This window comes from Paenibacillus hodogayensis (assembly GCF_039536325.1).
GTDB lineage: Bacteria > Bacillota > Bacilli > Paenibacillales > NBRC-103111 > Paenibacillus_AB > Paenibacillus_AB hodogayensis.
Window position 1 is genome coordinate 184,069 of record NZ_BAAAYO010000014.1, and the last position, 13,787, is coordinate 197,855.

At 48.1% G+C, this 13,787-nt stretch carries 11 protein-coding genes; 2 read left to right on the plus strand and 9 right to left on the minus strand.

Annotation, left to right across the window (positions count from 1 at the left end; all coding sequences use genetic code 11):
• Window positions 1–34: 34 nt before the first annotated feature.
• The 4 genes from ABD796_RS28885 to ABD796_RS28900 all read right to left on the minus strand — a co-directional run bounded on the left by ABD796_RS28885 (window position 35) and on the right by ABD796_RS28900 (window position 5,734).
• On the minus strand, window positions 35–1,654 hold the full coding sequence (locus ABD796_RS28885; RefSeq protein WP_344914931.1) for a response regulator transcription factor: 1,620 nt from the start codon (window positions 1,652–1,654) through the stop codon (window positions 35–37).
• 21 nt (window positions 1,655–1,675) lie between these two features.
• The gene (locus ABD796_RS28890) at window positions 1,676–3,394 is read right to left on the minus strand and encodes a sensor histidine kinase (RefSeq protein WP_344914933.1); all 1,719 of its coding nucleotides are present in this window, start codon (window positions 3,392–3,394) and stop codon (window positions 1,676–1,678) included.
• A 227-nt stretch (window positions 3,395–3,621) separates the two neighbouring features.
• Window positions 3,622–5,046: an MFS transporter gene (locus ABD796_RS28895; RefSeq protein WP_344914935.1), complete on the minus strand. Its 1,425-nt coding sequence runs from the start codon at window positions 5,044–5,046 to the stop codon at window positions 3,622–3,624.
• A 103-nt stretch (window positions 5,047–5,149) separates the two neighbouring features.
• On the minus strand, window positions 5,150–5,734 hold the full coding sequence (locus ABD796_RS28900; RefSeq protein ID WP_344914937.1) for a TetR/AcrR family transcriptional regulator: 585 nt from the start codon (window positions 5,732–5,734) through the stop codon (window positions 5,150–5,152).
• Between the two features lie 358 nt (window positions 5,735–6,092).
• Between ABD796_RS28900 and ABD796_RS28905 the strand changes: the two genes are divergently transcribed.
• Window positions 6,093–6,989, plus strand: coding sequence for an RCC1 domain-containing protein (locus tag ABD796_RS28905; RefSeq protein WP_344914939.1), 897 nt, complete (start codon window positions 6,093–6,095; stop codon window positions 6,987–6,989).
• Window positions 6,990–7,146: 157 nt separating this feature from the next.
• Here the strand turns inward: ABD796_RS28905 and ABD796_RS28910 are convergent, their stop codons facing one another.
• The 3 genes from ABD796_RS28910 to ABD796_RS28920 all read right to left on the minus strand — a co-directional run bounded on the left by ABD796_RS28910 (window position 7,147) and on the right by ABD796_RS28920 (window position 7,997).
• Complete coding sequence (locus ABD796_RS28910) at window positions 7,147–7,350, minus strand: hypothetical protein (protein WP_344914941.1); 204 nt, start codon at window positions 7,348–7,350, stop codon at window positions 7,147–7,149.
• A gap of 175 nt (window positions 7,351–7,525) precedes the next feature.
• Window positions 7,526–7,732 (minus strand): hypothetical protein, encoded by a 207-nt coding sequence (locus ABD796_RS28915; RefSeq protein ID WP_344914944.1) that lies wholly within the window; start codon window positions 7,730–7,732, stop codon window positions 7,526–7,528.
• A 55-nt stretch (window positions 7,733–7,787) separates the two neighbouring features.
• A complete protein-coding gene (locus ABD796_RS28920) occupies window positions 7,788–7,997 on the minus strand; it encodes a helix-turn-helix transcriptional regulator (RefSeq protein WP_344914948.1) in 210 nt (69 codons plus the stop codon).
• A 177-nt stretch (window positions 7,998–8,174) separates the two neighbouring features.
• Here ABD796_RS28920 and ABD796_RS28925 point away from each other — a divergent pair, with 177 nt between their 5' ends.
• The gene (locus tag ABD796_RS28925; protein ID WP_344914950.1) at window positions 8,175–8,528 is read left to right on the plus strand and encodes a helix-turn-helix domain-containing protein; all 354 of its coding nucleotides are present in this window, start codon (window positions 8,175–8,177) and stop codon (window positions 8,526–8,528) included.
• Window positions 8,529–8,851: 323 nt separating this feature from the next.
• Here the strand turns inward: ABD796_RS28925 and ABD796_RS28930 are convergent, their stop codons facing one another.
• The gene (locus tag ABD796_RS28930) at window positions 8,852–11,893 is read right to left on the minus strand and encodes an SIR2 family protein (RefSeq protein WP_344914952.1); all 3,042 of its coding nucleotides are present in this window, start codon (window positions 11,891–11,893) and stop codon (window positions 8,852–8,854) included.
• A gap of 505 nt (window positions 11,894–12,398) precedes the next feature.
• On the minus strand, window positions 12,399–13,622 hold the full coding sequence (locus tag ABD796_RS28935) for a hypothetical protein (RefSeq protein ID WP_344914955.1): 1,224 nt from the start codon (window positions 13,620–13,622) through the stop codon (window positions 12,399–12,401).
• Between the last annotated feature and the right edge of the window lie 165 nt (window positions 13,623–13,787).

Genomic DNA, 13,787 nt, shown 5'->3' on the forward strand with positions numbered 1-13,787 from the left:
AACTGGAAGGGCGGCGAAACGCCGTCTTCCAGCTTCAGGATTGCCTTTCAGGGGATTGGCGGAATTCGTTCGGAGCGAGCCCCGTCCACTTTTTGAACATGCGGGCGAAGTTGGAGAAGTTCGAATAACCGATGGCGCCGGCGATCGTGTTAATGGACTTGTTCGTTTTCCGCAGCAGCTCTTTCGCCAAATCCATCCGTTCCTTCGCCACATAATCCGAGATCGCCATCCCCGTTTCCTTCTTGAACATTCTTGTCAAATAGTCCGGGTTCAAATAGACGTGAGCGGCGATTTCGTCTCTGGTTAAGTCGGGGTTTGTCAGGTTCGCCTGGATATAGATTTTCACCTTTTCCACCACGTTTAAGGTTTTCTCGGCTTCCCGCGCATGCCGAATCGACTGGCTCACAAGCACTTGCATCCACTTGAACAAATCGTCGACGGAGCGCGTGGCCCGCAGTGCCGCTTCTTTATTGTCGTCGAAAATCCGATGCGCCTGGAGTCCCTTCAGGTGAAGAAAATGATACACGATTTGAAGCATGTTCTGATCAAACTCCCGGAGCCACTTCGCATGAAGCCGTTCATCCTTTTCCACAACATCGAGATAAGCCCTTATTGCCGACAGCAGCTCGTTCTCCGAATATTGCTTCAACAGCTCCGTCCAGACAAGCAGAGGCGGCTCGGGCATCGCATCGTCGTTCCGGCTCGGCGTCTTCTCGCGAGGCAGAACCAGCACCTGATTGCGGAGCCGTATATTGTCGGCGTCCATCTTCACCAGCGTCTGGTACATGCCGACCATGTCGTGAGCAGCCGACGTTTCCCCGATATAGCAGCATAGACTGCAATACAAATATTCGTTGGAGGCTTTGATGAAATGCTGCAGCAGCTGCTGAAGCTTCTCGAGCCCGACGGGAGCCGGGGCCATATCGGGAATGATCAGCACCAGCATCTCGCGGTTCACTTGCACGAGCTGCCCCTTGATCCGGTATTCGCCAAGCAGCTCCTGCATGACGTTATGCAAGGCAAACTCCAGCATTTTCTCCTCGCGGAGAACGAGTTCCTTATGCCAGCGCTGGATGCGTACCAGCACGGGCAGATGGGCGGTTTTATCGTCGTAAGGCACATTGCCTTTGGACAAATACTCCCGGATATGCCGCGGCTCGGAAGGAATCATTTCCGTCAGCAGATCGCGCCAGAAATGCTCGATGAAGACAGGCTCATGGGAAGTCCACATTTCATAGTATTTTAAATATTTTTCCCGTTCCGCATGCTGTTCCCGCTCTCCGGCTATTTTCCCGAGCGCTTTTCCCGCTACCTCCTCCAGCTCGGGAAACCGGATCGGCTTCAGCAAATATTCGAAGCTGCCGAGCTGAATCGCCCGCTGCGCATATTTGAAATCCGCATGGCAGGTCAAAAAAATGCAGACGACCGAAGGCGCATGCTCCTTCACCCACTCCATCAGCTCCAGCCCGCTTCCTTGCGGCATCTCGATGTCGCAAATCATCAGATCGATCCTCTGATTCTCGATAATCTCCTTCGCACGCCGAATATTGTGCGAGATGTGCACGGTAGATATGCCCAGGCGCTCCCAGCTTACGCCTTCTTCAATCGTCTTGGCCGTATAAGGTTCGTCGTCTACGACAAGCAGTTGATACATGGACGGAAATCCTCCCTTCTGTTATCCCGATATCGGAAGCACAATCCGAATCTCGGCTCCCCATTCTTCCCCGTTAGCAAATGTGATCGCAGCCTTTTCTCCATGAAGCAGACGCAGCCTGTACTTGGCGTTCCAAATCCCGAGGTGCTCCGCCTGATCGTTGATCAGATCCTCTTCGGCGGACAGCTTCCGCAACACGTCATCGGAAAAGCCTTTGCCGCTATCCTTGATGAGCAGCATCATCTGCGTCCGTTCGGGGTCGTAACTGGCGACGATATCGAGATGAATGGGCTCATCCATCGTGACGGCATGCTTGATCGTATTTTCCACGAAAGTCTGAATAAGCAGCGGCGGCACCAGACACGACATCAGTTCATCCGGTACCGAGATATCGTAAGTCAAGTTATCTTCGTACCGCATTTCCTGGATGCGAAGATAGTTGCCGATTTGGGCGATCTCGTCGCTCAGCATCACTTCCGTTTTATTGCTCTGGAACAGCATGTACCGGAAGTAATTGACGAGGGCAAGCGCCATTTCGGGAATGACGGCATAATTGTGCACCTGGGCCGAATTGTAAATGATGTTCATCGAATTCATGAAAAAGTGGGGATTGATCTGAAGCTGCAAATGCATCAGCTCGGCTTTTTGTTTGCTGATTTGTTCCTCGTATACGCTAATTTTCAAATCCTGAATCGTCGCGATCATCGTGTTGAACGTTCCGTGCATCAGTTCGAATTCGTAGGAGGAGGGAACGGGTTCGATTCTCGTTTCCCATTGACCGATGTTGACCCGTTTCATCGCCGTCATGATGCGTTGGACAGGCAGCAGGATCATCTTCCGGAACGACAGCAATTTGATCGGGATCACGATCACGGCTCCGATACAGATAAACGCGATGATATAGTTAAAGAAGGGCAGCTGCTCCAATATGGCGCTGTCCGGAATAATGGCGGCCAAGCTGAATGCTCCGCGTTCGGACGCCGTCCGCACGACCAGGAAATGGCCGTCCGCATCGGGCTTTGGACTGTTCGCGATATCGATTCCATGCTGGCGGACGAAATCCCGATCGGTCATGGCTGCATTGTCCGCTTCGTCGATGAGGATCGCTCTCCCCTGTTCGCCCAGATGAATCAAGTTCAGCGGAACCATGATTTTGTTGACATTGACCCAGGCTCCGACATACACTTGACCGGCTTTGACGAGATGATACAGGAAGTAGTCGTCCCCCATTCGGTAAGCATGCCACCGGTCATCGGAATAGACGCGCTCTTCTTCCAGCGTCTTCAGCCATTGCTTGATCTGGCCCTCCATGTTTTTGCGGTATTCGTAGGTTAAGCTCATATTGTCCGTCATGATCATATCGTCATTGACTCTGGAATAGATGAGGAAGGAATCGATCGACTTGTAGGAATGGACATCGCTTGTCATTTTATTCGAAAGCGCGATTTTGGCAATATTGTACGCGTCCGTATTCCCGGTGTCAGGCTTATCGAGAGGGAGCAGGTCGGTGTCCATGGCGGCGAGCGCATACAGGTAATGATCGACCTCTCTAAGGCTGGCATCGATTTGCCCCATGTACAGGCTCAACATATTCATGTTGGACTGGGTCACCTGATTGCGAACAACCTGGATCGCGTAGAGATTGTTGCTGATCAGCAATCCGATCAAGGGGACGGTGATGATCAAGACGCCGAACATCAGTTTAAACCGGATTGATTTAAAGAAAGCGTTTCCAAGCATGGCATCAGCCCCGTTGTGCATTTTTTGTAAGTATACCCATTGTCCCCGGGAACGGCAATGGGAATTCCTGTTGGGGCCCATGTTTGATTTTCAGATGCCTTTACAAGAAAAAAGAATGATACCCCTGATTGCCACTCAAGGATATCATTTTTTTTTAGATGAATGAATGATTGAAACCCGTTGCATTCGCATTCCGAAAAGACGGCCTTGCCGCTTCAAACATGCTCTCAAACCTGAGCCATTGATTCATCCTTATTTTCAGTCTTGTTTTGCTTAAGGGCAATGAAAGCGACCACTATACCTAGCAGCGTAACGACGGTCGTAACGATAAACGCAGTGTGAATGGAGTGGTTCAGCTCAGCAGCCGTCATCGTCTCCAAAGTCGCATTCGAGCCCATGCTTGCGGATAGGATCGCCATAATGACCGCGAGACCGATCGCCCCGCCGATTTGCTGGCCGGTTGTAATCAGCGCGGAAGCGACGCCCTGCTCCTTGGGATCAATGCCCGTACTGCCTGCGATGAACATCGTCGTGAACACAAGCGCTTGACCGATGCCGATAATCACGGTGCCCGGAATGACTCCCCATACCGAACCCGTAGCGGATAGCTGAGTGAGCAGCAGGAAGCCGAAGGCTCCAGTCCCCATCCCCGCAGCAATCGTGCCGGCAACTCCAACCTTCGTTAATAGGGGATTAATGAGCCTCACCCCCAGAAACGCGCTGAGCGTAAGCGGCAAGAAAGAAAGGCCGGATTGAATGGCGGAATAGTGCAGAACATTTTGCGTATAAAGCGTCAAGAAATAATAGAGCGTACCGAACGATGCGGAAAAAAGGAACGCCGTCAGCGCGGCTCCGGTCAAATTGCGATTGCGGAACAAGCGAAAAGATAACAGCGGCGCTGCCGAACGTTGCTCGATGGCAACGAACGCGATGAGCAAAATAATGCCAGCCAAGACAAAGGGCAAGGTACCTAAGCTCAACCAGCCTGCGACCGGCGATTGGATGAGATAGTAAACGATAAGCAGCAAGCCTGCCGTTATCGATAGCGTGCCGCCAACGTCGAAATGCCTTGTTTGGGTCGAAATCTTGCTTTCTTTGAGCACGATCGGCGTCATCGCAATGGCGAGAAGCGCGATCGGCACATTCACGAAGAAGGTGGCTTCCCATCCGACGTAGCTGGTCAACACGCCGCCAAGCAGCAAGCCAAGGGACAAGCCGACTCCGCCCATTGCCGACCAGATGCCCATCGCTCGGTTGCGCTCGGCGCCTTCGTCGAAGTTGGACATGATCAGCGACAACGTGGCCGGCGATAACAGCGCTCCTCCGAGTCCTTGCAGTCCTCTGGCGATGACCAGCATGAGCTGGGATGTCGAAAGGCCGCCGAGCAACGAACCTAAACCGAACAAGGCCATCGCGATAATGAACATGCGGCGTCTACCCATTAAGTCGGATAACCGACCGCCAATTAATAAAAATCCCCCGAAGGCTAGCGAGTAGGCGCTGACGACCCACTGCAGGTGGTTGGCCGAGAAGCCCAGCTCCTCGCCAAGGGAAGGCATGGCGACGAAAATAATCGTGTAATCAAGAGCCATCATCAACTGCGAAACGGCCAGAATGAACAACGCTAATCCTTTAAAACGATTGGCATTCATCGAAATTCCCTCTCCTTTATAGACCAAATAGTCTAAAATGAATATATTTTTGACCGATCGATCTAATATAAGCAAAAATAAATGAAGCACAATGTGCTTCGCTTTATCGATTAAGCACGGACAGGGTAACGGCCGTGATTTGCTCCAACACTTTAGCATCGTCGGATAATTTGGCGACTTGAGTCAACGCATAACGGGCATGATACAAATACTTCGCCAGCGCAAGCAAGTCCTGCTCCGCGCTTAGCTCGCCTTGATCTCGAGCTCGAATCAAAGCTTCATGGAACGCCTTTTCCAGCCGTATCCGGTCTTGTTCGAACAACGCCGCGATTTCCGGATCGTGAGGAACCTGATCGATGGCGCTGTACAGAATCAAACATTCCTTGCGCCGATCCTGATCCTGCAGCGTCGTTACGATCTCCCGGAAAATGTCCGCAATCGTTTGCTTGACCGGTCCCGTACGCTCCAGATAGGAGACGACAGCCGACGACTTCTCGTTAACGTAATGCTTAACGGCTTTAATAAAGAGATCCCGCTTCGTGCCGTACGTATCATATAAGCTCTGACGGGCGATTCCCAGGCTGTCGAGCAGCATTTGCAGGGAGGTTCCCTCGTAGCCGTAATGTCCGAACACTTCCATTGCCTTGTACAGAACAAGGTTCATGTCGAATTCTTTGCTTCTTGCCACTTCATAAACCTCCTTTCTGTCCCATACTACCCGGACCGGATCGTTCAGTCAAGAAAAAGGGTGTGATCTTTCCCGACCATTCTAGACTGATCGATCAAAAATAATCTTAAAAAAAGGGCACTCCCTTGTCCCCTACCCTCCAACGTCCCCTACCTCTCAATCACTTCGCGAAATGTTCTGCCCCTCCTTCCTGCGTGATCCCATCTTATCATTTCCGGACCATTTGGTCAATAATAGGTACATCAACAAGATTACAAGAGACAGTGCCTTTCCGTACAAGGGTTTTAGGAATATCAGATGAAATCTTGCATGAGTGTTATATGATTGAAGCAGGAATAAACAATGGAGGGGGTCAGAGATGGATTACACTTCACCGAAAGAAGCGGCGTTACAGGTGAAACGCTGGCCGAAAGATACCATAGCAGCGGGTCGTCGTCATACCGTTGGTCTTCAATCTGACGGAACGGCGATCGCTGTCGGTGATAATCAATTTGGCCAATGTAAGGTAAGCGACTGGCGCGGTATGGTAGCGGTCGCGGCGGGTAATGTTCATATGGCGACGAACACGGGTAATGCTCATACCATCGGGCTTAGATCGGACGGTACGGTGGCGGCTGTCGGATGGAATAAGCATGACCAATGCGAGGTAAGCGGCTGGCACGATATGGTGGCGGTTGCGGCGGGTTGGCGTCGTACCGTCGGGCTTCGATCCGATGGCACCGTGGTTGCGGTGGGTCGAAATCATGAAAGCCAATGCAACGTAAGCGATTGGCGCGATATGGTGGCGGTCGCGGCTGGCGACTGGCACACCATCGGGCTTACATCGCACGGCACGGTGGCCGCTGTGGGCAATAATCAGCATGGCCAATGCAAGGTGAGCGGCTGGAGCGATATTGTTGCGGTTGGGGCGGGTTACCTTCATACCGTCGGGCTTCAATCCGATGGCACGGTGACGGCTGCGGGTTCCAATAAGCATGCCCAGTGTGAGGTAAGCGGCTGGCGCGACATGGTGGCGATAGCCGCGGGGAGTTATCATACCATCGGTCTTAAATCGGACGGTACGGTGGAGGCTGCGGGTTCCAATAAGCATGGCCAATGCGATGTAAGCGGCTGGCGCGATATCGTGGCGGTTGCGGCGGGTTGCGCTCATACGATCGGCCTTAAATCGGACGGCACGGTGGTTGCTGTGGGCGATAATGAATATGGCCAGTGCGAGGTAAGCGGCTGGCGTGGCATCCGACTGCCCGGTAAATAGTTTACAACATGAACAACCCCACTTTCCAAGCGAATAAATGGCCCGAATTGCGAAAAGCCATCCGCAATATCTTCGGACTATATCAACCGCCTTGAAGAAACGCTCCGGTTGGCAACGCCCGACTGGTTCTGTCGGTCTGCTCTCCATGTCTTTCGATTCAAGTCCTCCGGCTGTTCTTGTCGTCGAGCCGCACTCGCATCCGTTCGAACTCTTCCAGCTGGCGGGCAGAATAGCGGCGCTTATCGATACGCCCCCGCCGGATATTGCGGCGCATGCGTACCTCCAAATACGTACAGAGAGCGAGGTTTGCAAGGGCAAGCGGAATGACCCAGGCCAAAGATTCTTCTGTAGGAAACAGCATCTTCACAACTCCTTGTCAGGAATACTAAGATTAGGTTTATCGGAATGGACGAGTGTTCCGAGCCGGGAAGACGGTGAGCTACATCGTCCGATGTTCAAGGAATCGTGAAGCGAGGCATAATGCATAATGATCACCTCCTTCAATCAAAGAAGATAAGGCGCCAGGAATGGCTCGCTTACACGTTTTCGAGAGGCGGATAGGCCAAGGAGATTGCCATGTAACAGCGCTCCTCCTCCACAACCAGCTCCTTCCTCACTACCCGATAGGAATTTCCTTCCAAGCATACCGAATTTACCACTTCCAATGCAAATATCAGCTTATGGATGTGTGGAACGTTGGTTTCCCGGATCGTATGGTCCGGCAGCACCCAGTGTAAGTCCATTAGGGTTTCCTTCCTTTATGTGAAATGACGGTAGCGCTTAGTTAGGAACACAAGTTCAAGAAGACTGAACCTCATCGGCCGGGAACAACTGCCCGACCTCCTGATCGACGATCTGGGCGATACGCAATGCTACCGGCAACGGTGGTCGATTACGTCCGGTTTCGATCATCGAATACCCGCTTTTCGATTGATACCCCAGCAGCTTTGCCATCTCTTCCTGCGTTAACCCTTTCGCTCGCCGAGCGTTGCGAAGACGTGTGTTCATGTTGGGTTCCTCTTTTCAATAAATTCACGATACATGAATATAACTGTCATTATACGCCCAAAATAACCATATATCAACAGTAATATTCATTTATCATGAATTAAATGAATGGCATTCTCCAATAAGTTCATTTTCCGTGTACAATGAAAGGAATCCCTTCCCGAAGGGATAGCAATTTTGAAAAAGGGATGGTTTATGTTGATCGGAAAACAGTTGCGTGAGCTCAGAAAAGAACACAAAATGATCCAAGAACAGCTTGCGACAATTTTAAATTTGGCCAAGTCTACCATATCCCAGTATGAAAACAACGTAAATGAACCTGACTTGAAAACTCTCGTCAAACTGGCGGACCTCTTTGAGGTTAGTACCGATTATCTATTGGGGAGAAGCCTTGTCAGAACCATACCGGACACTGAAGTACCGAAACCCAACAACGTGGCTTACTTCGGTGAATACGAAGAAAAGTTGAGTAAAACCGAGGCAGAGTTTCTAAGGGAGAGCTTGGGCGTGTATCGGCGGGTGAAGGAGTAAGTTTTTGAATAAGCGAGTAAACGCAAGTATATGAAAGTAGAAAATTGCTCGAAATTTATGGGTAATGTCCAAAAAATATGAGATGGCCGTGTCCAGACAGTTAAATTTAAAGGGTTCCACATATAGTTATGCATAACTATGTAGAACCCATTATGTTATTTGATTTTTTTAAGTTTAGGTCTAGATAATTTCCAGTCTATATAATAGTTTATTTTCTTTTAACATAATGCCGATAGCTTCGTATTGCCGAATATAACTCTTGTAATCATTAACAATCCACAAAAGTTTGGTTATCTGCTCATCAACTAACGCATGATGGGGCATCAAACGATACTATCAGCATTGAACTCTTCAATCTCATTATCGACTATAGCAACTGGACCCAAACGATTGAACCCTACTTTAATACTAAAGGAACTTAATCGTTCCGGAATTTGTTTAGGGTTGATAAATACTTTTGCTCCTCCAGGATTACAAATTATCCAAGCATTTCGAGGACCTTTCTCTATCACGCTACCAGAATAATTTGTATGTACCAGGTTGTTCATACCGGAAATATAACGTATATGTTTGATGTCAGTTCGCCCCATTGAAAATGCCAGTTCTTTTGTTACTTTAAATTCATTAATCGCATCAGCGTACCTTCCTGACTCCCACAGTGCTACTGCATGCCAAAAATGGGACTCCAATTTATGGTATCCAGCACCAATTCGTTGAGCCTCCAACAAATATGGGACAACATCGGGCAACGTCCATCCTGGACCTAAAATCATACTTTTAGCATGCAATACCATAATGTCAGGGTGCGATTTATACAACTCAATTGCGCTCGCGGATGCATCTCTTGCGGCTGGAATGTTCTTGTGTCTCAATTCCCAATTAATGTAATTTGAGAAAAGCTCGGCAGGGGGAGCTGAACCAGTAATCGCTTTTTTGTAGAATTCTCGAGCATCTTCTCCGTGACCAATAGCAGCTTCAATTCGGCCTTTTGCTCGATATAAATGCGGTGTAACTCCGCAATTGGTCAGAGCCTTTTGGTAATCAGCTTCTGCTCGAGTATATTCAATGAGTTTTTCATCTTGGGATTCGTTACTATTGCCCAAGAGAACACGAGTTTCAATCAAACTTACCCAAACATAATCATCTTGCGGAGCACGCTTTGTTAATTCTATAAACTCTTGGATTGCTTTAGAAAGGTTTGCTTTTTTCTCATACCCAGTAGTGATAACCGCTCTTTGTTTATAAAGCAAGCCAGCAGTATGTCGAATCGAGTTGGCATTGTGATTTGTTTGTTTTAATGCGTGCCTAATCAATCGTTCAGCTCTTTCTAGTGATCCCCCTTCATGTATAGAACGAATTTCCATACGAGCCTCATGCTGATCCAGATAAGCTTCATTTGGATTTATAATTCTTAAGGAATCAAATAAACGTCGACGTGTTTCAATTCCTCCCAGACTGTCAATTAAATCTTCGTTCGACATAAGACTTCGAAAAATATGATTATCTGATATATACCCAAGATCCAAGCGCCTAATCAATTGGTCAAGAATATCAATTCGTGTCAGTTCTGCGATGGAATTGAATATAATTCTTGCAATCATGGCATGACGAGCTGTGACAATATCATCTTTAAAATCAATCAAACTATCCAAATCTTGAAATATAGGAGCAATATCGACAATGTTGATTTCTAGACTTCTAGCCAAAGCACTGGTACGGATTCCTTTTCCAAAAGAATGCATAAAACATACATGAAGGTAAGCTTGCCGTGCTTCTTGGTCTGGAATTGATTCATATTCATCTACAACCAATTCGTCAAATTTCTTCCCTTCAGTTGCTTCACGTAAGGCAACTAGCAGTTGTCTGTCTGAATATTCTTTAAACCTCCTTATCCGATCTTCTTTCCTCAAATCCGATAAATTTCCAAGACAATTAAACTTCTCCAGTTTAACAATAATATTTTCAATTTCATTATCACTTAGTCGCGAAAGAGTCCAACTCCTAGTGTACCGAAAAGAACCACCACCGCTGTAATTCCACTCATTGGGACGATCAGCGATAACCAATGTAAGAGGCACTTTAGCATAAGTACAATCTTTCCTTAAGGATTCTAAATTGCCCAAAAATTTTGAAGCACGATCTACAAAAATAAATATCCGACTACCTGTTTCTTTATAAATACTTTCAATTGTTTCGAATCTTATTCTCCTGTCTCCTCGGTACCAGAAGACAATTTGTACAAAATCGTGACACAGATCGAATGCCATCCTCCGCAAGATTGTTGATTTTCCCGAACCGGCTTCAGCGAGCAGAGTATAAGATGTAGTTTGATGCTCTATTGACAAGGCATCCTCAATTAAATTGATCATCATTGGATCGAAAACATCACGCTCGGCATCAACTTTATGAAATAAATCACTCCAATCGGCTTCAGAGCCCTTATAGAATTTCCCAGGATTCGAAGTCTCCCCATATTTCGGAATAGGTAAATGGAAGTAAGAGAGTAACTCCTGTAAAAGATCTGAACTAATTTTTTCATATTGTTTAAGAATGGGGAAATTGTATTGTTGAATATGAGATACCGATCGATTTGGTACCCTCCTATCTATTTCTTTAAGGAACTCATCAACATCTCCATCAATGAGTGTGATATTCTTTTTTCTCCAGACCAAGTCATCCTCAGGTAATTTTCCAGGGAAAAGGGCAAAACCCTCGGGAACTTGCCCTTTCATCTCCTCAAAAACATCGGCTAAAATGTCTCGAAAATTTGTATCCTGTCTCCCGTACCCCAAGTACAAAAAGGGCCGGTCGTAGAGCAAATCTGCCAGTCTATTAAATAGTCTCGCACGATTTCGTCGATAGTCAGCGTAGTCGTCCGGTGTGATTACCAATCTGCCTTCCGTCGTGTCAGCCCTTGAAATACACCCATGAAGTTTATAAAGAGGAACATCATTGGGGCCTAAATCCATTTGTTGAGTAGAGGAATAATAAACTTTTAAAGATTGAACGTTAGAGCTTAGTCGATATGTATCTTCAACCAAAAGATCATAATTAGTTGTAAAAATACCCGACCATTTAAATGAACTGATAAGACTGAAACCAGGTGAAGGAATTGCACCTGTCATCATTTCGATAATAAATGTGTTCATAGCTGGTCGGTTATGACTCGCCTCAACTAATTCCGCAGTTTCAGCCAAATTTGCTTTACGGACCTGAAATTTTTCACTAAGCATTTCTGCCAATCGATTTCCGGTCGGCATCTTCTCACCAGAGTTAGTAATACAATGATAGTTGGCGCCTGCGCCAATAAAAAGGACTACCCTTCCCGTTTTTAACGCCAAGAATAGTCGTTCGGGTATATGCATCAATTTGGACCTCCTCATTAACAAAACAAATATTGGAATTAATTATAACATATGTATGTTACATCTCGTAAGTAAGCTTAACAAGAACAACTGTAGCTATGAGAACTAATTTTATGACTTTCTTTTGGGCTTTCCAGAGGGTATCGCAGAAATAACACTAACTTGCCCTAGTTGTAACGGCATGATACAACTCACCCGTCTGCAAATCATCCATTTTAAATCTACGAACTCCTCCTTCGCTCATGTCACTAACCACCACTGTTCCTCATTAATTGCGAAAGAGCAAAAGGTTATACTTCCCATTTAGTTTCAGGGGTTCAGGGGGCATTAAACAGTTTTTCTTTCAGTATTAAACTCGGTCAATTTACAAAGGAACTTTCTATATAGCGATGGACCAAATGTGGTTCATCTCTCACCTCCCTTGTTGTTCTTTTGAAACACGCATGCCGCTGTGAGAACACTCCCTTCAACCGAATCCTATCACTATCTTTTCACTAGAACCCCTTCACCTCAAAGAAAGATCCAGCACCACAGCCTCGATATGCATCTGGTAGCGGATGGAGAGTTGTTCCGCCTTCTCATGAAACCGTCTTCTAGCTTCGGCGAGCGAATAACTCGGGGCTTTCCCGGCCCGGTAATCCCACTTCTCGTCCCACTGCGGGCAGGTGAACCAGCCAATGACGTACAGTCCCTGGAAGCATTGATGCGGGATCATATATTTTCGAACCAGCTGCTCTTCCATCAATTGTTCCAGATTGTTATGCCAGCAGCCTTTGAGCTCGATGTAGACACGCAAATGTTGATTTCCGGAAGAAGCGGGAACTTCCACCTTCAGATCGAGTCGGGCGCCGCTCTCTTCGCCCTGGGATCGATGCACTTCCACCTCCCGGTTAAAGGTAATCCCTCTTTGATCCAAATCTTTGGAAAAATGATAGTTCAGCACATCAGATAAGGTGTTCTCGTCTTTAGGCGCGTATTTCGTTTTGCCGGCAGTCCTTTTCTGCTTTCCCTCGACCTCGGGCCGCTGCTCGTTCCATAACAAAGGGATTAACGAGTTTTCCGAACGGCGCCAATCGTTCTCGAAAGCCTGAAGTGAGTCCCGCACCACGCCCAGTAGATGCTCTCCGCTGGTAATCGGTCTGGATTTGCCGTTATCGATCATATGGATAAGCGTGCTCATAGCCGGCGGCCGCCAAGTATCCCGCTCATAGTTCTGCCGCACCATCTCCCATTGATGCCGCGCAACCTCGCAGTCCGGCAGCAGTCGCGTTAATCGTAGAACATGGGCCGGCTGCAGCTTATTATCGGAGAAACCGTGACCGAGAATCGTCTGCTTCCAATCCGAGGCAGTCCCGCGCCAAGTTTTGGCAAAAAAAGTCGAATGCGCATGTATCCAGACGTACAATCGGATCAGCTGATCCGGCGACCACTTTTCTCTAAACTGATAAGCGGGCCGGTCCCCGGCATATCTTCGAAGGACCGCATACAAGAAGCGATCGTCCCTCGTCTCGCTGGATTCCAGCAAAGGCAAGAAGGCTTCACTCCCGCCATCTGGGGCATGGTCCAACTGCTTGGAAAGCGAAGCAACGGCCCTTTTCCAGCCGGTTAGCCCGGTGTAGCGATTACGGACGGCAGCGCGTGCATAGTCGCAAGCCTCGGCCGGAGCATGCCGATACAGCAGTCCAAGCAAATCCCTTAATGCGGTCCAGGAGAGAAGAGGTTCCGACAAAAGCCTCCTCACCTTGCCGCCTACATGGGCATCCCAGCAATACGCTACACGACTTTCCGCGATATCTCTGCTGCCATACCACGCTCCCGGTGTCCGGCGTTTTCTTAATTCTTCCAGAGGGGCATTCATTACGTCTGCGTTCCGGCGATAGGCAAAAGCAAACAT

What these genes read in the sequence shown, in the direction of transcription:
- ABD796_RS28885 (WP_344914931.1), bottom strand. Translation starts at nt 1,654, where the DNA reads ATGTATCAACTGCTTGTCGTAGACGACGAACCTTATACGGCCAAGACG.
- ABD796_RS28890 (WP_344914933.1), bottom strand. Translation starts at nt 3,394, where the DNA reads ATGCTTGGAAACGCTTTCTTTAAATCAATCCGGTTTAAACTGATGTTC.
- ABD796_RS28895 (WP_344914935.1), bottom strand. Translation starts at nt 5,046, where the DNA reads ATGAATGCCAATCGTTTTAAAGGATTAGCGTTGTTCATTCTGGCCGTT.
- ABD796_RS28905 (WP_344914939.1), top strand. Translation starts at nt 6,093, where the DNA reads ATGGATTACACTTCACCGAAAGAAGCGGCGTTACAGGTGAAACGCTGG.
- ABD796_RS28910 (WP_344914941.1), bottom strand. Translation starts at nt 7,350, where the DNA reads ATGCTGTTTCCTACAGAAGAATCTTTGGCCTGGGTCATTCCGCTTGCC.
- ABD796_RS28915 (WP_344914944.1), bottom strand. Translation starts at nt 7,732, where the DNA reads ATGGACTTACACTGGGTGCTGCCGGACCATACGATCCGGGAAACCAAC.
- ABD796_RS28920 (WP_344914948.1), bottom strand. Translation starts at nt 7,997, where the DNA reads ATGAACACACGTCTTCGCAACGCTCGGCGAGCGAAAGGGTTAACGCAG.
- ABD796_RS28930 (WP_344914952.1), bottom strand. Translation starts at nt 11,893, where the DNA reads ATGCATATACCCGAACGACTATTCTTGGCGTTAAAAACGGGAAGGGTA.